The 26029-nt window shown below is 64.0% G+C and carries 18 protein-coding genes; 12 read left to right on the top strand and 6 right to left on the bottom strand.

Features of this window, described 5'->3' with window-relative positions:
* Positions 1–91 precede the first annotated feature (91 nt).
* Together FHW92_RS21895 and FHW92_RS21890 are read left to right on the top strand one after the other, a co-directional pair.
* The gene (locus FHW92_RS21895) at positions 92–1024 is read left to right on the top strand and encodes an alpha/beta hydrolase (protein WP_246870351.1); all 933 of its coding nucleotides are present in this window, start codon (positions 92–94) and stop codon (positions 1022–1024) included.
* 11 nt (positions 1025–1035) lie between these two features.
* A complete protein-coding gene (locus tag FHW92_RS21890) occupies positions 1036–2121 on the top strand; it encodes a pectinesterase family protein (protein ID WP_168605413.1) in 1086 nt (361 codons plus the stop codon).
* Here FHW92_RS21890 and FHW92_RS21885 read toward each other — a convergent pair.
* On the bottom strand, positions 2108–3853 hold the full coding sequence (locus FHW92_RS21885) for a tannase/feruloyl esterase family alpha/beta hydrolase (protein ID WP_168605412.1): 1746 nt from the start codon (positions 3851–3853) through the stop codon (positions 2108–2110). The two genes, FHW92_RS21890 and FHW92_RS21885, sit on opposite strands and share 14 nt — an antisense overlap.
* Before the next feature lie 117 nt (positions 3854–3970).
* Between FHW92_RS21885 and FHW92_RS21880 the strand changes: the two genes are divergently transcribed.
* On the top strand, positions 3971–4387 hold the full coding sequence (locus FHW92_RS21880) for a MarR family transcriptional regulator (protein WP_168605411.1): 417 nt from the start codon (positions 3971–3973) through the stop codon (positions 4385–4387).
* Positions 4388–4429: 42 nt separating this feature from the next.
* Here FHW92_RS21880 and FHW92_RS21875 read toward each other — a convergent pair whose 3' ends face one another.
* Positions 4430–6664 (bottom strand): TonB-dependent receptor, encoded by a 2235-nt coding sequence (locus tag FHW92_RS21875; RefSeq protein ID WP_168605410.1) that lies wholly within the window; start codon positions 6662–6664, stop codon positions 4430–4432.
* 193 nt (positions 6665–6857) lie between these two features.
* Between FHW92_RS21875 and FHW92_RS21870 the strand changes: the two genes are divergently transcribed.
* The 7 genes from FHW92_RS21870 (at position 6858) to FHW92_RS21840 (ending at position 16322) form a co-directional block, all read left to right on the top strand.
* A complete protein-coding gene (locus FHW92_RS21870; protein WP_168605409.1) occupies positions 6858–7775 on the top strand; it encodes a LysR family transcriptional regulator in 918 nt (305 codons plus the stop codon).
* A gap of 73 nt (positions 7776–7848) precedes the next feature.
* Positions 7849–9120, top strand: a complete 1272-nt coding sequence (locus FHW92_RS21865) for a citrate:proton symporter (protein WP_168605408.1) — start codon at positions 7849–7851, stop codon at positions 9118–9120.
* Positions 9117–10454 carry an acyclic terpene utilization AtuA family protein gene (locus tag FHW92_RS21860; protein WP_210428643.1) on the top strand — a complete coding sequence of 446 codons (1338 nt, stop codon included), beginning with the start codon at positions 9117–9119 and terminating at the stop codon, positions 10452–10454. Before FHW92_RS21865 ends, FHW92_RS21860 begins: the two co-directional genes overlap by 4 nt.
* Position 10455: 1 nt before the next feature.
* Positions 10456–10770 carry a hypothetical protein gene (locus FHW92_RS21855; RefSeq protein ID WP_168605406.1) on the top strand — a complete coding sequence of 105 codons (315 nt, stop codon included), beginning with the start codon at positions 10456–10458 and terminating at the stop codon, positions 10768–10770.
* A gap of 4 nt (positions 10771–10774) precedes the next feature.
* A complete protein-coding gene (locus FHW92_RS21850) occupies positions 10775–12778 on the top strand; it encodes an alpha/beta hydrolase domain-containing protein (protein WP_168605405.1) in 2004 nt (667 codons plus the stop codon).
* A 295-nt stretch (positions 12779–13073) separates the two neighbouring features.
* Positions 13074–15809 carry a TonB-dependent receptor gene (locus tag FHW92_RS21845; RefSeq protein ID WP_168605404.1) on the top strand — a complete coding sequence of 912 codons (2736 nt, stop codon included), beginning with the start codon at positions 13074–13076 and terminating at the stop codon, positions 15807–15809.
* 108 nt (positions 15810–15917) lie between these two features.
* The gene (locus FHW92_RS21840; RefSeq protein WP_168605403.1) at positions 15918–16322 is read left to right on the top strand and encodes a heme-binding protein; all 405 of its coding nucleotides are present in this window, start codon (positions 15918–15920) and stop codon (positions 16320–16322) included.
* Between the two features lie 20 nt (positions 16323–16342).
* Here FHW92_RS21840 and FHW92_RS21835 read toward each other — a convergent pair whose 3' ends face one another.
* Both FHW92_RS21835 and putA read right to left on the bottom strand, forming a co-directional pair.
* Positions 16343–17218, bottom strand: coding sequence for an ADP-polyphosphate phosphotransferase (locus FHW92_RS21835; protein ID WP_168605402.1), 876 nt, complete (start codon positions 17216–17218; stop codon positions 16343–16345).
* 67 nt (positions 17219–17285) lie between these two features.
* Positions 17286–20789 carry a bifunctional proline dehydrogenase/L-glutamate gamma-semialdehyde dehydrogenase PutA gene (gene putA, locus FHW92_RS21830; RefSeq protein WP_168605401.1) on the bottom strand — a complete coding sequence of 1168 codons (3504 nt, stop codon included), beginning with the start codon at positions 20787–20789 and terminating at the stop codon, positions 17286–17288.
* Between the two features lie 135 nt (positions 20790–20924).
* Here putA and FHW92_RS21825 point away from each other — a divergent pair, with 135 nt between their 5' ends.
* Positions 20925–21383, top strand: coding sequence for an Lrp/AsnC ligand binding domain-containing protein (locus FHW92_RS21825; protein WP_168605400.1), 459 nt, complete (start codon positions 20925–20927; stop codon positions 21381–21383).
* Positions 21384–21412: 29 nt separating this feature from the next.
* Here FHW92_RS21825 and mgtA read toward each other — a convergent pair whose 3' ends face one another.
* Both mgtA and FHW92_RS21815 read right to left on the bottom strand, forming a co-directional pair.
* A complete protein-coding gene (gene mgtA / locus FHW92_RS21820) occupies positions 21413–23971 on the bottom strand; it encodes a magnesium-translocating P-type ATPase (RefSeq protein ID WP_168605399.1) in 2559 nt (852 codons plus the stop codon).
* A 77-nt stretch (positions 23972–24048) separates the two neighbouring features.
* Positions 24049–24555: an SRPBCC family protein gene (locus FHW92_RS21815; RefSeq protein WP_168605398.1), complete on the bottom strand. Its 507-nt coding sequence runs from the start codon at positions 24553–24555 to the stop codon at positions 24049–24051.
* A 161-nt stretch (positions 24556–24716) separates the two neighbouring features.
* Here FHW92_RS21815 and chrA point away from each other — a divergent pair, with 161 nt between their 5' ends.
* Entirely contained in the window at positions 24717–26021 is a 1305-nt protein-coding gene (gene chrA / locus FHW92_RS21810) for a chromate efflux transporter (RefSeq protein WP_168605397.1), read from the top strand.
* Positions 26022–26029 lie beyond the last annotated feature (8 nt).

The raw sequence follows: 26029 nt of genomic DNA, 5'->3' as shown, positions 1-26029 counted from the left end.
AAATACTCCCATATCCGGGCAAGAAAGGGGGCCGCCGGCGCGCGTTGCGTCGGCGGCCCCCGCTTTCATGCGCGGCATCAGGAGAAGTCTGTTGCGTTTTGACACCGGTTTCCTATTGATTGCCAGCTTGGCCTTCAGCTTGCCCGTTCAGGCCCATGAGGTGGATGAAAGCTACAGCATCGCCCGCCGCTTTGCCCAATATGGCGCGCAATATCCCGGCATCGCTTGGCCCGCGATCCGGCCGCAGACCGGGCAGGAGATCCTGCCCGACCGCGTGTATAAAACCATGGGCGAGCGCGATCTCCTGATTGACATCTTTCGCCCTGCCCATTCGCGCGGGGTGGGCATCGTGCTGGTCCATGGCGGCGCATGGCGTTCGGGCGCGCGCAGCCATTTTCACCCCATCGCCAATCTGCTGGCCCGGCGCGGGTTTACCGTGTTCATCCCGCAATACCGCCTCTCGCCCGAGGCACCCTATCCGGCGGGCGCGCAGGATATTCACGAGGCGATGGTGTGGGCGCAGGATCATGCGCGCGACTATGGCGTCAGGCCCGACCGTATCGCGCTGGGCGGGGCCTCGTCGGGCGGGCAACTGGCCTCGCTGGTGGCTTATGGCGATGGGATGTTTGGCGCGGGCGGCCATCCTTACGCGCTGATCGACATGGACGGCGTGCTGGATTTCACCACGCCCGAGGCGCTGAAATATGAAAATGCCGCCGGGTCCGGATCATCGGCGGCCAAATGGCTCGGCGGATCCTATGAACAGGCCCCCGACCGCTGGCGCGAGGCGAGCGCGGCATCCCATGTCGGCCCGCAATCCCCGCCCACGCTCATCATCAGCAGCGGCAACCCGCGCTTTACCGCAGGCAAGGATAAGGTGCTGGCCGAACTGGCGCAGTATAAGATCCCCGCTCAATGGTACGCCTTCGCCAAGGCGCCGCATGACATCTGGTTCTTCGATCCCTTTCTGACCACCACGGCCGACAGAATCGCCGCTTTCCTGCAATCGCTGCCCCAACGCTGAAAGATCTGCCGATGCTTGCTCCGCTCCTGCTTGCCGCTGCTCTTGCCACGCCGACGCACTATGACGTGCGCCCCGCCTGCAGCGCGACCCCTGCGCCTTGCTATACACGCATCCAATCCGCCTTGGACGCCGCCGTGCGGGATAAAACAGAGCGCTGGATCACCATCCGCGTGGCGCCGGGCGATTATCACGAAAAGCCGGTGATCGCCCGGCCCCGCCTGCGCCTGGTCGGGGCGGACCGGGCCAAGACCCGCATTCATTTCGGCGCAGTGGCGCAAACGGCCAAGGATTATCACCGCAACGGCTGGGGCACGCCCGGTTCGGCCACGCTGACCATCGATGCCGACGAGGTCGAGGTGCGTGGCCTTGCCATTGAAAACACTTATGATTATCTCGCCAATGACCGTATTCCCTATGGCGATCCGGCCCGCATCGGCAATCCGCAGGCCGCCGCCGTGCTGTTCGACATTCACGCCGACCGGGTGCTGATGCGCGGCGTGGCCATGCTGGGCTATCAGGATACGGTCTTTACCAATGGCGGGCGGGCGCTGGTGCAGGACAGTCTGATCGCGGGCAATATCGACTTCATCTTCGGCAATGGCCAATTGCTGATCGAGCACAGCGAGATCCGCAGCCGCCCCCGCGCCCAGCCGCCCGGTCCCGATGGGTTCCAGTCCTTTGTCGCCGCTCCCTCGACGCCCTTGTCGCAGCCGACCGGGATTGTGTTCTATGCGTCTCATCTGACGCGCGAAAAGGGCGTGCCCGATGGCGCGGTGGCATTGGGGCGGCCATGGCATCCCACCACGCGCTTTGCCGATGGGCGCTATGCCGATCCTGCGGCGGTGGGCATGGCGCTTTATATTGATTGCACGATGGACCGACATATCCATGCCGATCGCTGGACCACGATGAACGGCACCTCGCGCGATGGCGGCATGGCCACAGTGTTCCGCCCGCAGGATTCACGCTTTGGCGAGGTCGGTTCGTCCGGCCCCGGCGCGCAAGGCAAGGGCGTGGCCATCGCATGGAAAGAGGAGCGGACCTATGCCCAGATCCGCTCGCAATTCCTGTCCGGCTGGGCGCTTACTGACAGGTGAAGGAACTGGCCTTCTCGCTGTCCCCATCCTTGCGGTGGGGCCGCGCGGGGAAGGGGCAGAGCAGGCGTTCGCGGCCCGGCCAAGGCGTGTCGGCGCCCGCCGTGGCGGTGATCGCGCCGGGCTTCACGCCCTTTTCGCGCCATGCCACCAGTTGGGAGAAAATGTCGAAGCGATCCGTTGCCGGGCCGCCGCGCCCATGGTTCATGCCCGGCACGGCATAGAATTGCACGAAGCGCCCCGCCTTGCCCTTCTCGCGCTTGTTCACCGCATCCAGCCAGCGGATCGTGTCCAGCACCGAGAAGACCGGATCGCTGACTCCGTGGAACAGGATGATCTTGCCCCCGCGCCGGGTGAAAGGCGAAAGGTCGGTGGCATCGGCATGCATGAAATCGACCGGCGCTTCCTTCAATTCGCCCCATTTGACATGGGCGGCGGCATAGGCTTCGTCGATATTCGCGTTCAAGGCATAGCGGGTGAGCGAGGTGACTTCATCGGCCACATCGAGCGGCGGCGAGCGGAAAACCGCCGAATTGGACGGCGCGCCCAGGCGCAGCAGCGCGCCATTGTTGATGGCCGAGGTATAGCCGCCCATCTTCCAGATCCGCCAGCCCTGCGTCACACCCTGCGCGGTTTTGGCCCCGATCCCGGCGTCCCATGCCCAGTCGGAATAGACCGCCTTGCCATCCTTGGTCAGCGGGCCGCCCATCACGCGGCGCATCGCGGCAATCTGCATCGGCAAGAGGCAGGCGGAGGTCTTGTCGGCCATATTGTCGCTCTTGCAGGCGATTTTCATCATTTCGGGCATGACGCGCGCCGTGGTGCAGGCGGTGAAATGCTCGATCATGCCATCCTTCGTGCCGTCCAGCGCATCGCAGGCATTCAGGATTGCGCCCTGCGCTAACAGGATATCCTCATCGCTCATCGCCTTGTTGACCAGCGGCAGGCCATCCGCGCCGATCTGGCCCATGGCCTTGGCGACAGCGCCGAACGCCTGCCCATCCCACAATTGCGCGATCGAGGCATGGGCCAGATGGAAACCGGGATAGCCGATCAGCGCGGCGTCAAATTCGCCCGGAAAGCGCTGGACCGCCATCATCGCTTCCTGTCCGCCCTTGGACCCGCCGACGAAATAGGTGAAGGCCGCCGCCCGGCCATAATAGGCGCGGATCAGCGCCTTGCCCGCGCGCGCCACCGGGCCGATATAGCCAAAGCCGTAATTGTGGCGGGCGATGGCGTCATGGCCGAAAGTCACCACGCCTTGCCGCGCGGGATCATTGTTCACCGCATTGTCATGGCCCGAATCCGAAGACACCACCGCATAGCCCTTGGGGAGCGCCGTCACGCCGGGCTGGCTGGAAAATCCGCCATTGGCATCGCCCAGAAAGCCATCCGATCCGCCGCCGCCCTGAAACACGAAGCGCCCGTTCCATTCGGTGGGCAGGCGCAGGTGGAACTTGATCGCATAGGTCTGGCCATTGGCGCCCTGCCGCTCCTGCATCTTGCCGATGATTTCGCAATGGGCGGGCATGGCGGGCGCGGGCGGCATTGGCCCATTGCCGCGTGCCTCGGCCGGGCTTGCCTCGCGCAGGGCGGCCAGGGTGATCACGCTAGAGCGGTCCGGCATGGCCGCCTTGGCCAGCGCCGCGCAATCGGCGGCCGCATGGGCCGTGCCGCTGGTGGCGGCGAACAGAATGGCCATGGCAAGAGCGTGATGGGTGGTGGGCAAATTCATGGCCGATCCTCTCTTATGCGGTGGGTAGCGTGAATTATGCAGAATAACATAGCGCATGCCAGCGCGGTTTTGTATCGAATGGTACAAAGGCGTCCGAGAGGCGCCATGGGGAGCCTGATGGACAATCCTTTAAGCAATTTTCCCGGCTATCTGCTGCGCCGAGCCTCCAAAAGCCGGATGGCCCAACTCTCGCAACATCTCGAACCTCTGGGCGTGGGCGTATCGGAGGGATCGATCCTCGTGCTGGTCGGCCGCAATCCGGGGATCTCGCAGGCCGAATGCGGGCGGATGCTCTCAATCAAGCGGCCCAACCTCAACCCGATCATCCGCCGCTTCATCGACCGCGACCTGATCATCAGCACCAAGGGTCAGGGGCGCATCCAATGCCTGAACCTGAGCGAGAGCGGCAAGGCGCTTGCCAAGCGAATCATGGCGGAATTTGAAGCGCAGGAGGCGCGCATCCATGAGGCGGTGCCCGAACATCTGCGCGATGAACTGGTGCCTCTGCTGCGCGCCCTCTGGTGGTCGGAATAACATCCCCGACAGGCCGCATGACCCGCCGGGGATAGGCCTGGATCAGAACTTCTTGGTCACGCGCACGCCATATTCGCGCGGCGCGCCATAGAGTTCGTTACGACCGCTCTGACCAGCCACATAGAATTTGTTGGCCAGATTGGTGCCGTAGATTTCACCCTTCCAGGTGCCCTTGTCCAGCGTGATGCTGCCCTGCCACAGGCCGCGCGCGTTGATGAGGTCCGTGCCGGTCTGATAGGTGGGATAGGCCCACTGCGAGCCGATATAGGCATAGCCGACGCGCGGGGTGATCGAGACGCCCTCGGGCAATTCGATGCGGTACGAGGCGGCAAGGTTCCACGTCCATTTCGGGCTGTACAGGTTCGAACCGCCGCTGGTGGTGACGCTGGTCCCGGTATAGTCGAAGCAGCGCGCCGAATTGCTGCCGTTGCACTGGGGGAAGCCGTTGGAGGCGGCGGGAACCAGCCATTTGTTGATCAGCGTAAAGCCCGAAAGGCTGCTGTCGACATAGGACAGGCCGCCGTCGATCGAGAGGGCATTGATCTTGGCCTGGAAGCTGGCCTCGAAGCCCTTGATTTCCGAATTGGCCAGATTGACCACGCCGTTCTGGCCCGACACCGGATTGGTCACGTCCATCTGGAAGTTGTTGTACTTCATATAGAACGCGCCGATCTGCGTGCGCAGGTGACGGTTGAACAGCGTCGATTTCCAGCCCGCTTCGTAATCCATCACAGTTTCGGGGGCAAAGGTGCCGGTGGGCGGATTGATGCCGCCGTTCTTGTAGCCGCGCGCGACAAAGGCATAGATCAGATTGTCGGCATCGGGCTTGTAGTTCAGCGCGATCTTCCCCGTTGCGCGGCCGTCGCTTTCATGGCCGGTCTGGGGGGCAAGGATGGTGGCGCCCACCGGCGGATCGCCGATGATCATGGCCATCGTGCTGCCCGGCGCCGCGCTGTACACCGCGTTCGAGCCGGTCACTTCAAAGCGCGAATAGCGCAGGCCCGCATCCACCGAGAGCTTGTCCGTCAACTGATAGGTCGCCTGACCAAAGGCGCCCAGCAGCAGCTTGCTGGTGTTGGGATGGGGCAGGGTTGTGAAATTGCCGGCGCTGCTGTTCCAGTTGCGCAGGTCGACCTTGTTGCGCTGGGCATAGCCGCCGATGACATATTTGAACTTGCCCGTATCGGGCGAGATGATGTTGATTTCCTGGCTGTAAACGCGCTCGCGCACATTGTTGCCGCCCGCCAGCGCGGCGCGCGTCGTCAGCGAGGTGGCGTCCGTGTCGCTGACAGCGGCCAGACGCTTGTTCTGATAGGCGGTGAGCGAGCGCAGGGTCAGGCCACCGGCAAATTCATACTTCAGCTCCAGCACCGTGGCAAAGGAACGCTCGAAGTTCGACACCGGCGTGTCGAAGCTGACGGTGAAGGGCGTGTTGGTGCGGCCCGTGACATAGGGGTTGGTGGTCGTGGAGGTGTTGATCGGCTGCAGGGCAAAACCGCCGGTCTTGCGCTGCGTGGCCTCGACCTTCACATTGGCCTGGAAACCGCCCGACTTGTAGAGCGCCTGGATGCGGCCGTCGATTTCGGCCAGACGTTCGGGCTGGTTGTTGGCCGGGCCGACGTCCTTGAACCATGCGTCATGCTGGTTGAACAGGCCCGATGCGCGCACGGCCAGCTTCTCGCCGAAGGGCAGGTTGATCGCGCCGTTCACGCCGACATTGTTGTAATTGCCGTAATTGCCCGAAATATAGCCGCTGGTTTCGCCCAGCTTGGGGCGCTGCGTGGTCAGATAGATCGCGCCGCCGGTCGAGTTGGCGCCCGAGAGCGTGCCCTGCGGGCCGCGCAGCACTTCGGCGCCGGCCATGTCATAGAACTGGCCATTCGACACGATGGGCGGCTGGAACACACCGTCGATATAGGTCGCCACGCCATTGGTCACCTGGGGCGAACCCGAGGCCAGGCCGATGCCGCGAATGTTGAACGAATCGGTCACGCCCGAACGCGAGATCGTCAGGCCGGGTGCGGCGGTCTGAAGGTCGATCGCGCGGGTGATCTTCTTGTCCACCAGCGCATCGCCCGACAGCGCGGTCACGGCGATATTGACGTTCTGGACATTTTCACGGCGGCGCTGCGCGGTGACGACGATGTCCTTGTCGGGGTTCTCGGCGCCTGAAGTTGTGGGGGCAGGGGCGTCTGCGGCAAAGGCGGGCGTTGCGGCCAGCGAGGTGGTGGCCAGCAGAGCGGAGGCGAGCCACGGGGCGACGCGGTTGATTTTCATATGTCCTCTCCAGAATCCCGGCGCGCTTTGGCGCCTCATGAATTATGTTGTATAACATTACAGTTTTCCCGCAACTGCCCGATGGTATCACTCGCTATGATAGGTGTGCGGATGTGCCTTTTGCGCCACAGTTCATTTTGGCGGGAAAGGCTGATTGATTGGCAAAGCGACATGATCGGATTAATCCATACCAATGTCACGCACCCCCAGCCTTTCCAGCCTCCGCCTCTTCCTCCAGGTCGCCCGCTCGCTCAGCTTCAGCGAGACCGCGCGCATGGCCAACCTCTCGCAGCCCGCGCTCAGCCGGACGATCAAGCTGCTGGAGGAGGATCTGGGCGTGCGCCTGTTCGACCGCAATTCGCGCAATGTCCGCCTGTCCAGCGCGGGGGCCGCCCTCCTGCCCACGGTCGAGCGCCTGACCGGGGATTTCGATCAGGCGTTCCGCGAATTGAAACAGACCTTTGAAGGGCAGAGGGGCCGCGTGGTGGTGGGCGCCTTGCCCTCGGTGGCGGCCAATCTCCTGCCCCGCGTCATCGCGCGTTTTCGCCAGAGCCATCCCCATGTCGAGATCATTCTGCGCGAGAATCTCACCTCGGGCCTGTATCAAAGCCTACAGGACCGGATGATCGACTTTGCCATCTCGATCGAGCCCAACGCCCAGGCCGAGATCGACTTTATGCCGATGCTGGAGGATGCCTGCGTGCTGGTGTGCCATGCGCGCGATGCAGGCGCGATTCCCGATCCCGCGCCATGGTCGGTCTTCCGCGACATGCCCTTCATCGGCATGGAGCCGCGCAGCAGCGTGCGCATGTTGACTGACGCCGCCTTTGCCCGCGCCGATATTGTCACGCCCGCCTTGTTCGAATGTTCGCAACTGGCAACGGTCGGCGGGCTGATCGCGGCCGGGCTGGGCATTTCGCTTCTGCCGCAATCGACGCTGCCCTTGCTGGCCAACAATCCCGATATTGCCTGGCGCGCGATGCAGCCGCCGCTGGCCTCGCGCCGGATCGGCGTGTCGCGCATGGCCGGGCGCACTCTGTCTCCGGCGGCGCAGGCCTTCCTTGATGCGATGGTTTCCTGCGATCAATGCGGAGACGTTATAGAAAGATAGAATAAGTCGAATTGTTGCATCAATACAATTGCGGCATGGTGGCGCGGCATAATTATTCAGGGGCGAGAGGATCATGCTTGAAACCGTGGCTGCGGCCACCATTCTGGGCCTGTTGGTCGCGATCCTGTCGCAACGCGTCTCGCCGCTGGTTGCGCTGATTCTGGCGCCGGTGCTAGGCGCTCTGGTCATCGGCGCAGGGGCGCATATGCCTGCCTATATGATCGCGGGCATCACGCGGATCGCGCCGGTGGCGGGCATGTTCGTGTTTGCCATCCTGTTTTTCGGCCTGCTGGGCGATGCGGGCGTTTTGAAGCCGCTGGTTTCGGGCGTGCTGCGCGCGGTGGGCAAGGACCCTAAGCGCATCACCGTGGGCACCGCCCTGCTGGCGCTGATTATCCATCTCGACGGTTCGGGGGCGGTGTGTTTCCTGATTACGATCCCGGCGTTGCGGCCTCTGTATGACGAATTGGGCATGGACCGGCGCGTGCTGGCCTGCACAGCCTCGATGGCGGCGGGGGTCAATTTCCTGCCCTGGACCGGGCCAACGATCCGCGCCGGATCGGCGCTGAAATTGCCGGTGAGTGCGATTTTCACGCCGATGATCGGGGTGCAGGTGGTGGGCCTGGCCTTCGTCTTTGCCGTCGCATGGTGGCTGGGCCTGCGGGAACAGCGCCGTCTTGGCCTGACGCCCGCGCGTGCTTCTGCCCCGGCCGATCCGGTGCCCCTGCCGCGCTTCTTCTGGATCAACAGCCTGCTGGCGCTGATCGTGGTGGGGGTGATGGTTTCGGGCAAGGTCGAGCCGGTGGTGGTCTTTATGATCGGCACGGCGCTGGTGCTGCTGCTCAATTTTCCCGCCCCCGCGCTCCAGCGTGAGCGGATCGAATCCCACGCGGGCGCCGCGCTGCAGATGGTGGGCGTGCTGATGGCGGCGGGCGTGTTCACCGGCATCATGAATGAGAGCGGGATGATCAAGGCCATCGCCAGCGCCGCAGCCGCCCATATGCCCGCCGCGCTGGGGCCGCATCTGCCCCCGGTGGTCGCGGTGCTCTCCATGCCGCTCAGCCTGATTTTCGACCCTGACAGTTTCTATTTCGGCGTCCTGCCCGTGCTGGCCGAGGTCGCGGCGCATTTCGGCCTGCCCCCGGTGCAGGTCGCGCAGGCCGCGCTCTTGGGCCAGATGACCACCGGTTTCCCGGTCAGCCCGCTTACCCCCGCCACCTTCCTTGTCGCGGGCCTGTCGGGGGTCGAACTGGCCGCGCATCAGCGCTTTGCCATTCCATGGCTGTTTGCCGCCTCGCTGGTGATGACGGCCGCCGCGCTTGTTCTGGGAGTTTTCAGCCTGTGACCCGTTCGACCTTGCGCATTGGCGCCGGCGCCGGATTTTCGGGGGATCGCATCGAACCCGCGCTCGATCTGATCGAGCATGGGGATCTTGATTACCTTGCCTTTGAATGCCTTGCCGAACGCACCATCGGTCTGGCGCAGGCCGCCCGCGCCGCCGATCCGCAGGCCGGTTTCGATCCCCTGCTGGAAACAAGGATGCGTCGCGCCCTGCCGCTGGCCGCGCCGCGCGGGGTGCGGATCGTGACGAATATGGGCGCGGCCAATACGCTGGGCGCGGCGCGCAAGGTGACGGAAATCGCCCGCGAACTGGGCCTGTCGGGCTATCGCACGGCGGCGGTGACGGGTGATGATGTGCTCGATCTGGTGCTGGCGGGCGATTATCCGCTGATCGACCGGCCCGGCACCAGCCGCGATCTGGGCGATGCCATTGTCTCGGCCAATGCCTATCTTGGCGCGCAAGGCATCGTCATGGCGTTGAGCCAAGGTGCCGATACGGTGATCACCGGGCGGGTCTGCGATCCGGCGCTGTTTCTGGGGCCGCTGGCGCATGAACTGGGCTGGTCCTTCGACGATCACGCGATGATGGGGCAGGGCACGGTGATCGGCCATCTGCTGGAATGCGCGGGGCAGGTCTGCGGTGGCTATTTCGCCGATCCGGGGGTCAAGGATGTGCCCGATCTGGCCCGCCTTGGCTTTCCCTATGCCGATGTGACCCGCGATGGCGTGGCCGTTCTGGGCAAGCTGGCCGGCAGCGGCGGACGGATCGACGCCGCCACGGTCAAGGAGCAACTGCTCTATGAGATCCTCGACCCCGCCGCCTATCTGCAGGCCGATGTCAGCGCCGATTTCCGCCATGTGCGGATCGAGCAGACCGGCCCGGACCGGGTGCGCGTATCAGGCGGCACGGGCGCGCCCGCGCCTGATAAGCTCAAAGTCTCGATCGCTTATCACGACGGCTATGTCGGCGAGGGGCAGATTTCCTATGCCGGACCCGGCGCGGCGGCGCGCGGGCGTCTGGCCATCGAGATCATCCGCGAGCGTCTGCGGATCATCGGCGCGCGGGTCGAGGAATTGCGCTGCGACCTGATCGGCATGGATGCGGTGGACCGGCGCGGGGCGGGCGGCGATCCCGCCGAGGTGCGCGTTCGCATCGCCGGGCGCGCATCCTGCGTGCAGGCCGCCACCGCCATCGGGGCCGAGGTCGAGGCGCTTTACACCAATGGCCCGATGGGCGGGGGCGGCGTGACGCGCTCGGTGCGTCAGGTTCTGGCGGTGGCCTCGACGCTGATCGCGCGCGAGCTGGTTGCGCCGCGCGTCCATCTGGAGATTGCCTGATATGGCCGGAATTCTGCGCGACATTGCCCATGTGCGCACGGGCGACAAAGGTGACATTTCGCAAATCGCCGTCTTTGCCCTGCGCGATGCGGATTATCCCCGAGTGCTGGCCGCCGTTACGCCCGATCGCGTGGCCGCGCATTTTCCGGGCCTGCGTCCCCGGTTGATCCGGCGCTATGAATTGCCCGCGCTGGCGGCGGTCAATCTGGTGCTGGAAGGGGCGCTGCAAGGCGGCGTCACCCGTTCCCTCTCGCTCGACGCGCATGGCAAGACGCTGGGCGCGCAATTGCTCGATCTTCCTCTTTTGCCGGAGTGATCCGATGATGAAGACTCTGCGTTACGCGCCTTTCGGCGCTCTGCGTTATGCGCCTTTGGGCGCTTTGCGCTACGCCCTCTTGGGCGCGACGATGTTTATGTCCCATGGTGCCGATGCGCGCCTGACCCGGATCGAGGTGGAAAAGACCGCGCCCGACAAGCCGGGCTATGAAACGATCAGCGGGCGTTTCCATGGCGAGGTCGATCCTAAAGACCCGCATAACGCGATCATCACCGATGTTGCCGCCGCCCCGCGCAATGCGCACGGCATGGTCGAATATTCGGCCACTTTCGCCATCACACGGCCTTTGGCGGGCAGCGATACGTTGTTTTATGATGTGCCCAATCGCGGCAATATCCTGCGCGATCCCGATCCGATGGGCTTTGTCCGGGTCGTCTCGGGCTGGCAGGGTGATTTGCCCGAGGATGCCGGATTGCAGACCGCCCGCGTGCCGGTGGCCAAGGGGCTTACCGGGCCGGTGTTGGCGCGCTTTGTCGATATGCCCGCCGGGGTAACGAGCCTGCCCATCACCGGCAGCATCGGCCGCCCCACGCCGCGCCCGCTGCCGGTGTCGCTGGATACGACCAAGGCGCGGCTGATGCGGCTGAAGGGCGACAGCGCGCCGCTGGAAACCATCGCGCCTGCCGACTGGACCTTTGCCGATTGCCGGACGGTGCCTTTCCCCGGCACGCCCGATCCGGCGCGGATCTGCCTACGCGGCGGGTTCGATCCCAAATTCGCCTATACACTGGCCTACGAAGGCAAGGACCCGCTGGTGCTGGGCCTCGGCTTTGCCGCGACGCGCGATCTGGTGGCCTTTCTGCGCCACGCCGACAAGGATGATGCGGGCCACCCCAATCCAGCGGGCAAGATCGCCTATGCCATCGCCAGCGGCACATCGCAGTCGGGCAATTATGTCCGCACTTTCGTCCATTTGGGCTTTAACGAGGATGAGGCGGGGCGCCGCGTGTTCGACGGGGTGAACCCCAATATTGCCGCGCGTCAGGTGCCGCTCAACCTGCGCTTTGGCGTGCCGGGCGGCGCGGCGGGCCTGTTCGAGCCGGGCAGCGAGGGGACGTTGTGGTGGACGCGTTATAATGACAAGGCGCGTGGGCGCGGCGTGTCGAGCCTGCTCGACCGTTGCCATGCCAGCGATACCTGCCCCAAGGTGGTGGAGACTTTCGGTTCGGCCGAATTCTGGGGCCTGCGCATGTCGCCCGGCCTGATCGGCACGGATGGGCGCGCCGATCTGCCCTTGCCGCCAGAAGTGCGCCGCTATTATTTCCCCAGCACGACCCATGGCGGATCGTGGAGCGGCGGCTTTCCGACGGCGGGTGATCCGACCCCGGCGGGATGCGCGCTGCCGGGCAATGCGGTCTCCTCGATGGAGAGCCTGCGCGCGGCGCAGATGATGCTGGTGGCCTGGGTGCGGGAAGGCAAGGCGCCTTTGCCGAGCCGCTATCCCACGCTGAAGGGCGGAGATCTGGTGGCGGCCACGGCCAAGGCGATGGGTTGGCCCGCTATTCCGGGCGCGCCGGTGCCCGATGGCAAGCTCAACTCGCTGCTCAACTATGATTTCGGGCCGGGGTACAAAACCCATGACACCAGCGGCGTGATCGGCAAGCAGCCCCCGCGCGTGCTGGGCGCCTTGCCGCAGCGGGTGCCGCGGGTGAACGCGGATGGCAATGAGACTTCGGGCGTTCCGGCAGTGGCCCTGCAGGTGCCGCTCGGCAGCCATCTGGGCTGGAATGTGAAGGCGCAAGGGTATGAGGCGGGCGGCGGCTGCGGCTTTGCCGGGGGCTTCATTCCCTTTGCCCGGACCAAGGCGGAAAGGCTGGCCAGGCATGATCCGCGCCTCTCGCTGGAGGAGCGCTATCACGATCACGCCGGTTTCGTGGAGGCCGTCCGCAAGGCTGTGGCACGGCAGAAAGCGGCTGGATGGTTGCTGGAGGCCGATGCGCAAAAGCTGATCGCGCAGGCGGAGGCAAGCAAGGTGCTGACCGACTGAGCCTTTTGCCGGATGGGATGGATGAGGCCATCGCGCAGAGCTTGCGCGGTGGCCTTTTTCTTAGGGTTTTGCCGGATTTGATAACCCAGACGCATCAATCAATCAGAATATTATATTTCCGTTCTTGAACCAATTTCGCCATGTTCAAACCCAGAAATTGGACAACCCCGCCGACGGGGATCAGGGACCAAGAGGCTGTCAAAAAAGGAACGGGACCGCGCTGTTTTCGGCGCGTTTGCCTGTGCCCGATTGCATTCTCGCCCCTCTCGGCGCGGTGTGCAGGGAGGGCGAAATCATGAATTCTTCGACAAGGGCGCTGTTGATGGGCGGGCTGTCAGGCCTGGCCTTGGCGGGCGCGCCCGCGATGGCGCAGACCGCGCCTGAAACCAAGCCCCAGGAAATCATTGTCACCGGCTCGTATCTGGGCAATGTGCGTCAGGAAGACCGCGCCTCGCCCATCGTGTCGGTGGACAGCAAGGCGCTGGAAAAGACCGGCGTGGCCTCGATCGGCGATCTGACGCGCTTTATCCCGCAGAATGTCGGCTCGACGGGCGGTATGCAGGATCTGCAAAAGGGCGGGGCCGACACGCGCGACACGCGTTCGGCCAACCTGCGCGGGCTGGGCTCGGGCGCAACATTGGTGCTGCTCAACGGCCGGCGCGTGACGCCGCAGGCGGGCGACGGCTATGTCAACTTGAACTCGCTGACGCCTGATATTGCCGTCAATCGGGTGGAAACGGTGCTGGATGGCGCCTCATCCACCTATGGCGCGGATGCGGTGGCGGGCGTGTTCAACCTGATCACCAACACCAAGTTTACCGGCGTCAAAATGTCGGCCCAATTCATCAGCATGGACAAGTCGCCCGCCTGGAACGTTCAGGCGATGGTCGGCCTTGGCAATGACCGCATCCACAGCGTGTTTTCGGCCAGCTATCGTTTTCAGGACAATCTGCAGAACGGCGACCGCGCGGTCACCAATTTCTTCAACGCCTCGACGACCGGCTATCCGGGCCGCTTCGTCCTTTATGGCCGCCCGCAGACCAGCACCGGTGGCAATGTCATCATCAACGGCAACAATTACACCGCGCTGTATGACGCCAATAAGGCCGCCAATGGCACGCTGACCGTGGTGGACCCCAATTGCGGCCTGTCGGGCACGTCGAGCCTCTATCTGCCCACGGCGGGCGCGACGTTTGGCCTTGGCAATTGCGCCTATTCCTATCAAGCGCAAAACCCGATCCGGCCCCAGTCGAAGAGCCTGAACATTCACAATGACACGACCTTCGAGGTCGCACCCGGCCATACTATCTATGCCGAGCTGAGCTATTACCATCAGGATTCCAGCCGTTACGGCGTGCCCTCCTATGCCCAGACGCATAATGGCGCGACCCCGCCGCTGATGCCCGCGAGCAATCCGTACAATCCCTTTGGCGTGACCATCGGCTTTCTTGGCCGCGCCATCGGCGCACAGGGCTTTGCCGGCACCTATCAATATCGCGTGATGCGCGACACCGTGGACCAGCAGCATTACGTGCTGGGCGCGCGGGGCAAGCTGTTCAACGACTGGAAATATGCGGTCTCGGCCACCTATTCGGGCAGCCACACGATCGCCCGCGACAAAGACACCGACATGAACCTGTTTCAGGCCGCGCTGAACGGTTATGGCGGGCCGAATTGCAACATCCGTTTTAACGGTGCAGGCTCTGGCGCGGTGGCCGGTGCGGGCAATTGCCTCTATTACAGCCCGTTCCAGTCGGACAATGCCAAGCAGGATCCCTCGCTGCTCTATAATCTGCAGACCGACGAGTTCTCCGATTACAAGAACGAATATTTCGTGGGCGAGGCTGTGGCCAATGGCTCGCTGGTGACGATCAACGGGCATAGCCTTGACGTGGCCGTGGGCGTTCAGGCTCGCAAGGAAAAGTCGCGCGGGATCTATTCGGATCTGCTGCTGTCGGGCTTTGGCGGTTTCATCGGCCCGGCCCGCAACTATTCCTATACGCGCAATGTCAAAAGCGCCTTTGTCGAGGCTAATTACGAGGTGATCGACGGGCTGAACGTCAATGCGGCGGCGCGTTATGAAGATTACGGCGGCTTCAACTCCACCGCGCCGAAACTGGCGGTCAACTGGCGCGTGCTGCCCCAGATCTCGCTGCGCGGTTCGCTCAGCCGGGCGTTTCAGGCTCCTGCGATTGCCAACAGCTCGAACGCTTTGATCAGTACGGGCGTGGGCAATATCACCGACCCCAAGGATGGCACTACCACGTTCCGCACCATTGCCACCTATGGCAATCCAAACCTGAAGCCCCAGACGGCGGATGTGTTCAACTTTGGCGCGACCTTCCTGCCCGTGCCCAAGATGCGCCTGTCGGTCGATTTCTGGCAGTTCAAGTATAACAACCAGATCCAGACGCAGGGCGCGCAGGCGGTGATCAGCGCCAATCCGAACTCGAGCGCGGTGATCCGCGACACGACGACGGGCTCGGCCCAGACCATCAACGTCACCAGCTTTAACGCCACCAGCGGCACCGAGACGTCGGGCATCGACGTTGCCGCGCAATATGGGTTCAATGTGGGCAAAGTGCAGGTGACGCTGCGCGATGCGGTGACCTACCTGCTCAAATATGACATCGATACGGGCAGCGTGGTCTATGACGGCATCGGCTATCGCAACGCCTTCAACCAGTCGCCCGGTTCGGCCTCGGCCGCGCCCCGCTGGCGCAGCGTGGCGGGCGCCGATTTCGCCTATGGCACGCATGATCTCTCGATCACATGGCGCTATACGTCGGGCGTGCTGGACGATTACGGGCTGAACCTTGGCGCGGCGCCCACCGACCGGATCAAGGCCTTCTCGGTGTTCGACGTGCAATATACCAAGAGCTTTGGCGCCGATGACCGCTTCAGCTTTACCGCGGGCATGATCAACGCCTTTGACACGGCCCCCGGTTTTGCCAAGTTCAACGGCTATCTGCCCTCGATCTCGGACCCCTTCGGGCGCCAGATCTATGCAAGGGTCGGTGCAAAGTTCTGATCGGATGGCGGGCGCGGGAGAACATCCCGCGCCCGTTTTCATTTCTGGCGCATCGGCCGCTCTGTGCTAAGCGCGCCGCCGCAACACCAGAAACGGATACCTCCCCCGATGAAGACCAAGCACACTCTTGAAACCGCCGATGTGAAGGCGATCCTGGCCGCCGCCGAGGCCGAAGCTCTTGCCAATGGCTGGGCGGTGTCGATTGCGGTGGTGGACGATGGCGGGCATCTGCTGGGCCAGTTGCGCCTCGACGGCGCCTCGGCCAGCACCGCCCATATGGCCCCGGCCAAGGCGGTGACCTCGATCATGGGCCGCCGCGAGAGCAAGGTTTACGAGGATCTGATCCTCAACGGCCGCGTTTCGATGCTGACGGCGCCAGCCCTGCAGGCGATGCTCGAAGGCGGCGTGCCGATTGTGGTCGATGGTGATTTCGTCGGCGCGGTGGGCGTGTCGGGCGTGAAATCGGAACAGGATGTTCAGATCGCGCGCGCCGGGGTTGCCGCGATCCTGTGATGATTGCTCCGGCCGTGGGGCTATTCCCCCTCGGCCAGCAATTGTGCGCGGATTGCCTGCAATTGTCCGCGCTGTTCCAGCGAGATTTCAGGGTATTCCGGCCGTAGCCCTTCCAGCGCATCCAGCACGATCTGCGAGACGATCAGCCGGGCGTTTTCCTTGTCATCGGCGGGCACGACATACCACGGCGCCTCCTTGGTGCTGGTTGCCTCGATGCAGGCCTCATAGGCGCGGCGATAGTCCTTCCAGAACTGGCGCTCCTCAATATCGGCCGGGGTCATTTTCCAGTTCTTGTGCGCCTCGTCAATGCGGGCCAGAAAGCGCTGGCGCTGCTCCTCCTTGGAGACATGCAGGAAGATCTTGACGATCCGCGTACCGTTGACATGCAGATGGCGTTCGAAATCGCGGATCGAGCGATAGCGGTCCTGCCAGAGCTGGGCGCCCGGCGCGCCATCGGGGCCAATTTCGTCCCTCAGGCTGTTGCGGTGGACCTTTACCACCAGAACGCTTTCGTAATAGGACCGGTTGAAGATCGCGATTTCGCCGCGCGCGGGCAATTTGCCGACTGCGCGCCACAGGAAATCATGCTCCAACTCGGTATCGCTGGGCCGTTTGAAGGCGAAGACCCCGCAGCCCTGCGGCCCCACGCCCGACATGACATGGCGGATCACGCCATCCTTGCCCGCCGCATCCATCGCTTGAAAGATGATCAGCAGCCCATGGGCATTGGCGGCATAATGGCGCTGTTGCAGGTCAGCCAGGCGGGCGACATGGTCGGCAAGAATCGCCTCGTAATCGGCCTTGGATTCATAAACCGGGCTGACATGGGTCTTGCGCTTTTTGAGGTCGACGCTTTTACCCTCGGGAATGCGATAGGTTTTCAGGGCGATTTCCATGGGCTTGGCTCTCCGGGCTGCAGGCGGCCTTTATGCGCCTGCAAAAGGCGCGGCGAAAGGGTGATCGTTACACCTGCGCCATCAGGGCCGCATTGCCCCCGGCTGCCGTGGTGTTGATCGAGACAGTCTGCTCCTCGACCAGCCAATCGGGGCGATAATGCCCTTGATCATCGCCCTGCTGGATCAGCGGGATCGGCCCCTCCATCGCCGCGATCTGCTGCATCAGGGTATTGGTGTTTGGCCCCGGCTCGATCAGCACCGCGCCATAGGGATTGATCCGGGGCAGCGCCGCTATCGCGCCTGCCGGGGCGGGGCCTTCGCCCAGCCAGAGCAGGTCAACCTGATTGCCCGCCGCGCGCGCCGCCGCCATCTGCGCCGCCATGCCCTCCTGGCTATGCGCCGCCGCCAGCACGCGCCCGCGCGGATGCAGGCGGTAAAGGTTGCGTTCGCCCACCGGGCCTGGCAGTTCGGCGGTCCCATCAGGGGGCAGATCCAGCGCGGGCCTTTCCCGTACCAGCCGCCCCAGATAGAGCTGCCCGCCCGCCTTGGGCCCCGTGCCCGACAGGCCGCGCCCGCCAAAGGGCTGCACCCCCACCACCGCGCCGATCGTGTTGCGGTTGACATAAATGTTGCCCGCCGCGATCCGGCCCGTCACCTCGGCGATGGTCTCGTCCAGCCGTGTATGCAGCCCGAAGGTGAGGCCATAGCCGGTGGCATTGATCGCCTCGACCACCGCGCCCAGATCCTCGCGGGCATAGCGCAGGACATGGAGCACCGGGCCGAACACCTCGCCGCCGATCTGGTCGATGCTTTCGATCTCGATGATGGTGGGGGCGATAAAGCTGCCATGGCCGGTTTCCTCGCCCAGCGGGGCCTGCCAGACGAGGCATTCCGATGCGCGCAGGCGCTCGATATGGGCGGCGATGGCCTCGCGGGCTTCCTCGGTGATGACCGGGCCGATGTCGGTGGAGAGGCGATCGGGATTGCCAACCCGCAATTCGCCCAAGGCCCCTTTCAGCATCGTCAACTGCCGCTCGGCAATATCCTCCTGAAGGCACAGGATGCGCAGCGCCGAGCAGCGCTGCCCCGCGCTGTCGAAGGCGGAGGACAGGACATCGCCGGTCACCTGTTCGGCCAGCGCCGATGAATCGACGATCATCGCATTCTGCCCGCCCGTTTCCGCGACCAGCACCGCAGGCGGCCCATCATGGCGCGCCAATTCGCGCTGGATAAGCTTGGCCACCTGCGTCGATCCGGTGAACAGAACGCCCGCCACATCAGGGTGGGCCGCCAGCGCCGCGCCGATTTCGCCCGCCCCGGTCAGCATTTGCAGCACCCCCATCGGCACGCCCGCCTGATGCAGGATCTGCACCGCCTGCGCGGCGATCAGCGGGGTTTCCTCGGCCGGTTTGGCCAGCACCGGGTTGCCCGCAGCCAGTGCGGCGGCGATTTGCCCGACAAAGATCGCCAGCGGAAAATTCCATGGCGAAATGCAGACTACCGGGCCGATGGGCGTATGGGCCTCGTTCAGCGTCGCCCGTGCCCGATCGGCGTAATAGCGCAGGAAATCGACCGCCTCGCGGATTTCGGCCACAGCATTACCCGCCGATTTCCCCGCCTCGCGGATGATGAGGCCCAGCAAAAGCCCGGCCTGCTCCTCCAGCAGATCGGCGGCGCGTTCCAGCATCGCGGCTCTTTGCGCAGCGGGCGTTTCGCGCCAGCCCTGCGCCGCCCGCCGCGCATTGGCAAAAGCCAACGGCACATCGCGCTCCAGCGTCAAGCTGACCCGTCCCACCAGATCGCGCCGGTCGGCCGGATTGCGCAGATCCTGCGGCGGCCGGATGACGGACAGGCCGGGGATCATCGGATCGGCCCGCCATTCCCGGCCCGCGCTGGCCTGCAAATCCCGCGAGAGGGCCGCCAGCACGCTCTCGCTGGCCAGATCGAGCCCGGCGGAATTGCGCCTTTGCCCATAGAGATGCGCGGGCAGGGCGACCGCCGGATGGGGGGAGCCAAAAGGTTCGATGGCCAACGCTTCCTGCACCGGAGCCTGCGCCAGATCCTGCGGGCTCAGGCTCTCCTCCCAAATGCGGTGGACGAAGGAGGAATTGGCGCCATTTTCCAGCAGGCGCCGCACCAGATAGGCCAGCAATGTTTCATGCGTGCCCACCGGCGCATAGATCCGGCAGGGGCGGTTCAATTTGCCCGCGCCCACGACCTCTTCATACAGCGGCTCGCCCATGCCGTGCAGGCATTGGAATTCCCAATCGCCCGGCGTGAAATCCGGTCCGGCCAGATGGTAAATCGCGGCCAAAGTCTGGGCATTATGGGTGGCGAATTGGGGGAACACCGCATCGCGCGCCTCCAGCAACCGCCGCGCGCAGGCGATATAGGAGACGTCAGTGTGGACCTTGCGGGTAAAGACCGGGAAATCGGCCAGCCCATCGACCTGCGCCTTCTTGATCTCGCTGTCCCAATAGGCGCCCTTGACCAACCGCACCATGATCCGCCTGTTGGCCGTTTGTTGAGTGCGGCGCGCCAGATCAATGATCCAGTCGATGACATGGGGGCACCGCTTGCCATAGGCCTGCACCACAAAGCCCAGCCCGTTCCATCCCGCCAGATCGGGATCGAGCGCGAGGGCTTCGAGAATGTCGAGGCTGATTTCCAGCCTCTCAGCCTCCTCGGCGTCGATGTTGAGGCCGATGTCATAATCGCGCGCCAGAATGGCCAGCGCCCGCACGCGAGGCAGGAGTTCGCCCATCACCCGATCCTGCTGCGCGCGGGCATAGCGGGGGTGGAGCGCGGAGAGCTTGATGGAAATGCCCGGCCCGGCATAGGGGCCGCGCGCCGCTGCCGCTTTGCCGATGGCGTGCAGGGCGTTTTCATAATCGCGCCAATAGCGCTCCGCATCCGCCGCCGTGGTCGCCGCCTCGCCCAGCATGTCATAGCTATAGGCAAAGCCCTGCGCCTCCAGCCTGCGGGCGCGTTTCAGGGCCTCCTCGATGGTCTCGCCGGTGACGAATTGCTCGCCCATCAATTCCATCGCCAGATCGACCCCGCGCCGGATCAGCGGCTCGCCCGCCCGCGCGATCAGCCGCGTCAGCGCCGCGCCCAGCGAACCGTCGCTGTTGGCCCCCACCAGCCGCCCGGTGACGATCAGGCCCCATGTCGCCGCATTGACGAACAATTTGCGCCCCGCGCCCAGATGGGCCTGCCATTGCCCCCGCGCGATCTTGTCGCGGATCAGCGCGTCGCGCGTGGCATTGTCGGGAATGCGCAGCAGCGCCTCGGCCAGACACATCAGCGCCACGCCCTCCTGGCTGGAAAGCGCATATTCCTTGACCAGACTTTCGACGCCCCCGCGCTGCCCCTTGGCGCGCAGGGCGGACACCAGCGCGCAGGCGGTTTGCGCAATCGCGGGTTGCATCGCCTCGGGCGCGGTCGCCGCCTCGATCAGCTTGGCGATGCAATCGGCTTCGGCCCGGCGCGTGGCATCCGTGATTGCGCGGCGCAGAGGGGAGGGCGCGGCCAGTGCGGGGGCGAAATGGGCAAAAGGAGCATCGGTCATCGGCGCATTTCCGTCATGGGGTGGACGGGGCAAGCCTATCGCATCGCGTCTAGGCGTTTCGACCAAAGGAGCCTATCATGCCATGCCAATCGGATAAAGATGGGCCATAATTTAGGCCGATAATGGAGATCCGCGATGGACAATAGCCCGATCGACCAGATCGACCGCAAAATGATTGAGGAACTGCGCATTGATGCGCGCATGACTGTGGCCGAATTGTCGCGGCGGGTGGGCCTGTCCAAGACGCCTTGCCAGATCCGGCTGAAGCGATTGGTCGATGACGGCTATATACGCGGCTTTCGCGCGGTGATCGACCCGGTTCGGCTGGGCATGGGCCATATCGCCTTTGCCGAGGTCAAATTGTCGGACACGCGCGAAAAGGCGCTTGAAGCCTTCCGCCGCGCGGTGTTGCAGGTGGAGGAGGTCGAGGAATGCCATATGTTGGCCAGCCATTTTGACTATCTGCTCAAGGTCCGCACCTCCGACATCACCGCCTATCGCGCGGTGCTGGGTGAAAAGATCTCCAGCCTGCCTCATGTGGCCAGCACGTCGACCTTTGTCGTGATGGAGACCATCGTCGATCAGATCGGCTGACAAGGCGACAGGTCCGGCCGGTCAGGGGTTCATCCGCCCCAGCGGCGGAAGAACCAGACCTTCACCATATGGGTGAGCACGCCGTAAGCCAGCAGGAAACCCGCCAGTATCGGCCAGTAGAGCGCAGGCAGCGGCTTGAATCCCAGCGTTGCCCCCAGCGGCGAGAAAGGCAGCGCCACGCCGATCGCGCAGATGATCAGCGTGGTGGCGATCAGCGCATTGCTGGCGCGGCTTTGCAGGAAGGGGATGCGCGCGGTGCGGATGATATGAATGATCAGCGTTTGCGTGAGCAGCGATTCCACGAACCAGCCGGTCTGAAACAACGCCGGATCGGCCCAAGCGTTGAAGATGAAAAGCATGGTGAAATAGGTGGCGTAATCGAAGATCGAACTCATCGGCCCGATGAAAAGCATGAAGCGCGCGATATTGCCGATTTCCCAGCGGCGCGGCGTTGCCAGATACTCCGGATCGACATTGTCGGTGGGAATGGTGGTCTGCGAAAAGTCATAGAGCAGATTGTTGGTCAGCACCTGCAAGGGCGCCATCGGCAGGAAGGGCAGGATGATCGACGCGCCCAGCACGCTGAACATATTGCCGAAATTCGAGCTGGCCCCCATGCGGATATATTTGATGATATTGGCAAAAACCCGCCGCCCCTCGGTCACGCCATCGCCCAGCACGGCAAGGCTCTTTTCCAGCAGGATGATGTCGGCCGATTCCTTGGCGATATCGACCGCCGTATCGACCGAGATGCCCACATCGGCCACCTTGAGCGCGGGCCCATCGTTGATCCCGTCGCCCAGAAAGCCCACGACATGGCCATTGGCCTGAAGCGCGGCAATGATGCGGGCCTTTTGCGTGGGCGAAACCTTGGCAAAGACCTGCGTGACCTCGGCTTGCGCGGCGAGTTCCGCATCGCTCATCGCCTCGATCTGGCGGCCCAGCAGCAATTGGCCGACGTCCAGCCCGACGTCCCGGCAGATCTTGGCCGTGACCAGATCATTGTCGCCGGTCAGCACCTTGACCGTGATGCCCGCCTTTTGCAGATCGGCAATCGCCGGGCCTGCGGTTTCCTTGGGCGGATCGAGGAAGGCGGTAAAGCCGATCAGCGTCAGATCGCGCTCGTCCTCCACTGAATATTGCCCCTCGGCCAGCGCGGGCATGGTGCGGCAGGCAATGGCCAGCACGCGGAAGCCGTCGCGGTTCAGCCCTTCGGCCACGGCATGGATCGCTTCGGCCTGCGGCCCGGCAAAGGACATCACCTCCTCGCCCTTGCGGAATTGGGTGCAGATGCCCAGCACCTCCTCGACCGCCCCCTTGCAGACCAGCAGCGCCTCGCCCTCCGGGCGGCGCACCACCACTGAAACGCGGCGGCGCACGAAATCGAACGGCAATTCGTCCAGCTTGGCATAATCGCCCGCCGAGATCGGATGCTCTTCCTGCCCCCCATGTTCGAGGATCGCCTCGTCCATCAGATTGCGTAGGCCACTCTCAAACCGGCTGTTGAGCCAGGCATAGGCCAGCACATCGCGATTATCGCGGCCTTCAACATCCAGATGGAGCTTCAGCACCACCCGGTCCTGCGTCAGCGTGCCGGTCTTGTCGGTGCAAAGCACATCCATCGCGCCGAAATTCTGGATCGCGTTCAAGCGTTTGACGATGGCCCGCTTGCGCGACATGGCAATCGCCCCGCGCGCCAGATTCATCGTCACCACCATCGGCAGCATTTCGGGCGCCAGCCCCACCGCCACCGCCACGGCAAAGAACAAAGCCTCCAGCCAGTTATGCTTGGTCACGCCATTGATGATGAACACCAAAGGCACCAGCACCGCCATGAAACGCAGCATCAGCGCGACAAACTGGTTCAGTCCGCGATCAAAACTGCTGGTGGTGTCGGCGCCGGTGATCTGTTTGGCCACTTCGCCGAAATAGGTGGCGCGGCCGGTTTTCAGGATGATCCCCTCGGCAAAACCGCTGACCACGCTCGATCCCATGAAGCACAGGTTGGGCGCATCGAAGGGGGCCGCGGCATCGGCATCGGGCGAACTGCGCTTTTCCACCGGCATCGCCTCGCCGGTCAGCGAGCTTTCGTTGACATGCAGGTCATGCGCGCTGAGCAAACGCAGATCCGCCGGGATCAGATCGCCCGCCGCCAGACGCACGATATCGCCCGGCACCAGCACTTCGAGCGGCATTTCGGCAAAATCGGGCGTGGCGCGCTTCACGCTGGCATGGACCTGCACCATGCGCTTCAGCCGCGCGGCGGCCATGCTCGAACGATGCTCCTGAACATAGCCCAGCCCCACGCTGAGCAGCACCATGATGGCAATGACAATGGCCGAGCGATAATCCGAAAGCGCCCATGACGTCACCGCCAGCCCCAGCAGCAACCCGTTGAGCGGGGTCATCAACCGGCGCAGGATCTCGCGCAGGACCGAGAGGCGGACATCATCGGCAATCCGGTTGGGGCCGATGATGTCCAGCTTCTCCTGCGCCGCCTGCTCTGTCAGCCCGCCCGACGAACTGTCGAAATGGCGATAGAGCGCCGCTTCGTCCATTCTTGCCAGATCAAGCAGCCCATCGGTCATACGCTCGGCCTTTTCGCATGTTGCGCGTGCAGCGCTACGCCAGCATCCGTTTGGCCGCAATCACTTATCGCGGTGAACTAGCGACTGGCCTCGCTCAATGTCTTCATGGTCTTGAGCGCCTCGCCAAAGCGCTGCACCCGCTTTTCACGGCGCTCCTTGATGCCCGCCTCATCGCCTGCGCCCTTGTCCAGATAAAGGATCGAATAGACGAGGCGCGAGGTCGTTTTCGACACCGGCACCACCGCCAGATTGCCGTGATAGAAGCCTTGCCCCTCGACCATGCCGTCGGGCATCGCATAAGTATAGGACAGGTCAGTCCGCCCGACGATCACCTCGATGATCCGGCCATTGTTGAGATCACGCACCGCGCCCACCTCGCCATCCTTGCCCGCAACCAAGCGGCAGGGCGTATGCAGCCATTCGCCAATATCGCAAAACTTGCCGATCCGCGCCCAGACCTGCGCGGCCGGACGGGCGACATCCTGTTCGAGATGGATGGTCTGATAGGCGGGAGCCTGCGCCATTGCCGGGCTGCCCCACGCCGCCAGACCAGCCGCCATCGCCAAAGCATATGCCTTCATCATCGATCTCTCCTGTTTGTTTTTCCGCGTCAAAGCTGTTGCGATGCGCGCACGGCGGAATTAATGCTGGGCTTATCGGGATAAAGCAACCTCCCGGTCAGGCGTCAGCCCAAGTGTTGCCTTCTCCGGCCTGCCTTTGCGGGCGGAAAGGTATTGGACGCAAGATGACGGCCTCATCTCAACATCCCGATTTCTCCGAATTGCTGCGCGTATCGGCGCGCATCGGCTGCCTCAGTTTTGGCGGGCCTGCGGGGCAAATTGCGCTGATGCACCGCGAACTGGTCGAGGAACGCGGCTGGATCACCGAGGATCAATATCTCCACGCCCTCAACTTCTGCCACCTGTTGCCGGGGCCGGAGGCGCAGCAACTGGCGATCTGGATCGGATGGAAATTGCACGGCATTCGCGGAGGGCTGGCGGCGGGGCTGCTGTTTGTCATTCCCGGCGCGCTGGTCATTCTGGCGCTCTCGATGCTCTATGGCGCGGCGGCGCATCTGGCGTGGTTTGCCGCGCTGTTTCTGGGGATCAAGGCGGCGGTGCTGGCGATTGTGGTGCAGGCCGTGCTGCGCCTTGCTGGCCGCGCTTTGGGGACGCCGTTTCGTAAACTTGCGGCGGTCTTATCCTTCGTTGCATTGTTCCTGTTCAATGCGCCCTTTCCGCTGGTGGTGATCGGGGCGGGGGCGATCGGCTGGATCGCGGCGCGCTGGCGCCCGGCGCTGCTGGGGCTGAAGGGCGAGGCGGGATCGCCCCCCGATACGCCGCGCCCCTGGGGTTACAGTGTTCGCGCGGTGCTGATCGGCGCGCTGGCATGGGCCGCGCCGATGGTGGCGGTTTTCGCGCTGTTAGGCCGCGATCATGTGCTGTGGCGGGTGGGGGTGTTTTTCTCCAAGCTGGCGGTCGTCACCTTTGGCGGGGCCTATGCGGTGCTGGCCTATATGGCGCAGCAGGCGGTTTCGGCGCAGCACTGGCTGACCGCCGCTGAAATGGCCGATGGGCTGGGGCTGGCCGAAACGACGCCGGGGCCGCTGATTATGGTCACGCAATTTGTCGGCTATCTGGCTGCGTTCCGCACGCCTGCTCCCTTCACGCCGCTGGTGGCCGGATTGCTGGGGGCGGGGTTGACGACATGGGTGACGTTTGCGCCCTGCTTCCTCTGGGTCTTTGCGCTGGCCCCGTGGATCGAGCGGCTGGAGCGCGCCCAATTGCTCAAAGGCGCGCTGGCGCTGGTGACGTCCGCAATTGTGGGCGTGATCGCCAATCTCTCGGCATGGTTCGCGCTTCAGGTGCTGTTTCATGACCTGCGCCCGGTCTGGCCCGGTTTCAGCCTGCCCGTTCCGGCCAGTTTCGATTGGCGGGCGGGTCTGATCGCTGCGCTATCGGCATGGGCGGTGATTGGGCGTAAATGGAATGTTATCCCCGTTCTGGCCGCTGCCGCCGCTGGCGGCTGGTTGCTCTCGCATATCTCGTGAAAGGAGTT

This window comes from Novosphingobium sp. SG707 (genome assembly GCF_012275515.1).
GTDB lineage: Bacteria > Pseudomonadota > Alphaproteobacteria > Sphingomonadales > Sphingomonadaceae > Novosphingobium.
This window is presented reverse-complemented; position numbering and strand designations above follow the sequence as displayed.

What these genes read in the sequence shown, in the direction of transcription:
- FHW92_RS21840 (WP_168605403.1), top strand. Translation starts at nt 15,918, where the DNA reads ATGAAGACCAAGCACACTCTTGAAACCGCCGATGTGAAGGCGATCCTG.
- FHW92_RS21855 (WP_168605406.1), top strand. Translation starts at nt 10,456, where the DNA reads ATGGCCGGAATTCTGCGCGACATTGCCCATGTGCGCACGGGCGACAAA.
- FHW92_RS21875 (WP_168605410.1), bottom strand. Translation starts at nt 6,664, where the DNA reads ATGAAAATCAACCGCGTCGCCCCGTGGCTCGCCTCCGCTCTGCTGGCC.
- putA (WP_168605401.1), bottom strand. Translation starts at nt 20,789, where the DNA reads ATGACCGATGCTCCTTTTGCCCATTTCGCCCCCGCACTGGCCGCGCCC.
- mgtA (WP_168605399.1), bottom strand. Translation starts at nt 23,971, where the DNA reads ATGACCGATGGGCTGCTTGATCTGGCAAGAATGGACGAAGCGGCGCTC.
- FHW92_RS21870 (WP_168605409.1), top strand. Translation starts at nt 6,858, where the DNA reads ATGTCACGCACCCCCAGCCTTTCCAGCCTCCGCCTCTTCCTCCAGGTC.
- FHW92_RS21845 (WP_168605404.1), top strand. Translation starts at nt 13,074, where the DNA reads ATGAATTCTTCGACAAGGGCGCTGTTGATGGGCGGGCTGTCAGGCCTG.
- FHW92_RS21835 (WP_168605402.1), bottom strand. Translation starts at nt 17,218, where the DNA reads ATGGAAATCGCCCTGAAAACCTATCGCATTCCCGAGGGTAAAAGCGTC.
- FHW92_RS21885 (WP_168605412.1), bottom strand. Translation starts at nt 3,853, where the DNA reads ATGAATTTGCCCACCACCCATCACGCTCTTGCCATGGCCATTCTGTTC.
- FHW92_RS21850 (WP_168605405.1), top strand. Translation starts at nt 10,775, where the DNA reads ATGATGAAGACTCTGCGTTACGCGCCTTTCGGCGCTCTGCGTTATGCG.
- FHW92_RS21880 (WP_168605411.1), top strand. Translation starts at nt 3,971, where the DNA reads ATGGACAATCCTTTAAGCAATTTTCCCGGCTATCTGCTGCGCCGAGCC.
- FHW92_RS21815 (WP_168605398.1), bottom strand. Translation starts at nt 24,555, where the DNA reads ATGATGAAGGCATATGCTTTGGCGATGGCGGCTGGTCTGGCGGCGTGG.
- FHW92_RS21865 (WP_168605408.1), top strand. Translation starts at nt 7,849, where the DNA reads ATGCTTGAAACCGTGGCTGCGGCCACCATTCTGGGCCTGTTGGTCGCG.
- chrA (WP_168605397.1), top strand. Translation starts at nt 24,717, where the DNA reads ATGACGGCCTCATCTCAACATCCCGATTTCTCCGAATTGCTGCGCGTA.
- FHW92_RS21890 (WP_168605413.1), top strand. Translation starts at nt 1,036, where the DNA reads ATGCTTGCTCCGCTCCTGCTTGCCGCTGCTCTTGCCACGCCGACGCAC.
- FHW92_RS21825 (WP_168605400.1), top strand. Translation starts at nt 20,925, where the DNA reads ATGGACAATAGCCCGATCGACCAGATCGACCGCAAAATGATTGAGGAA.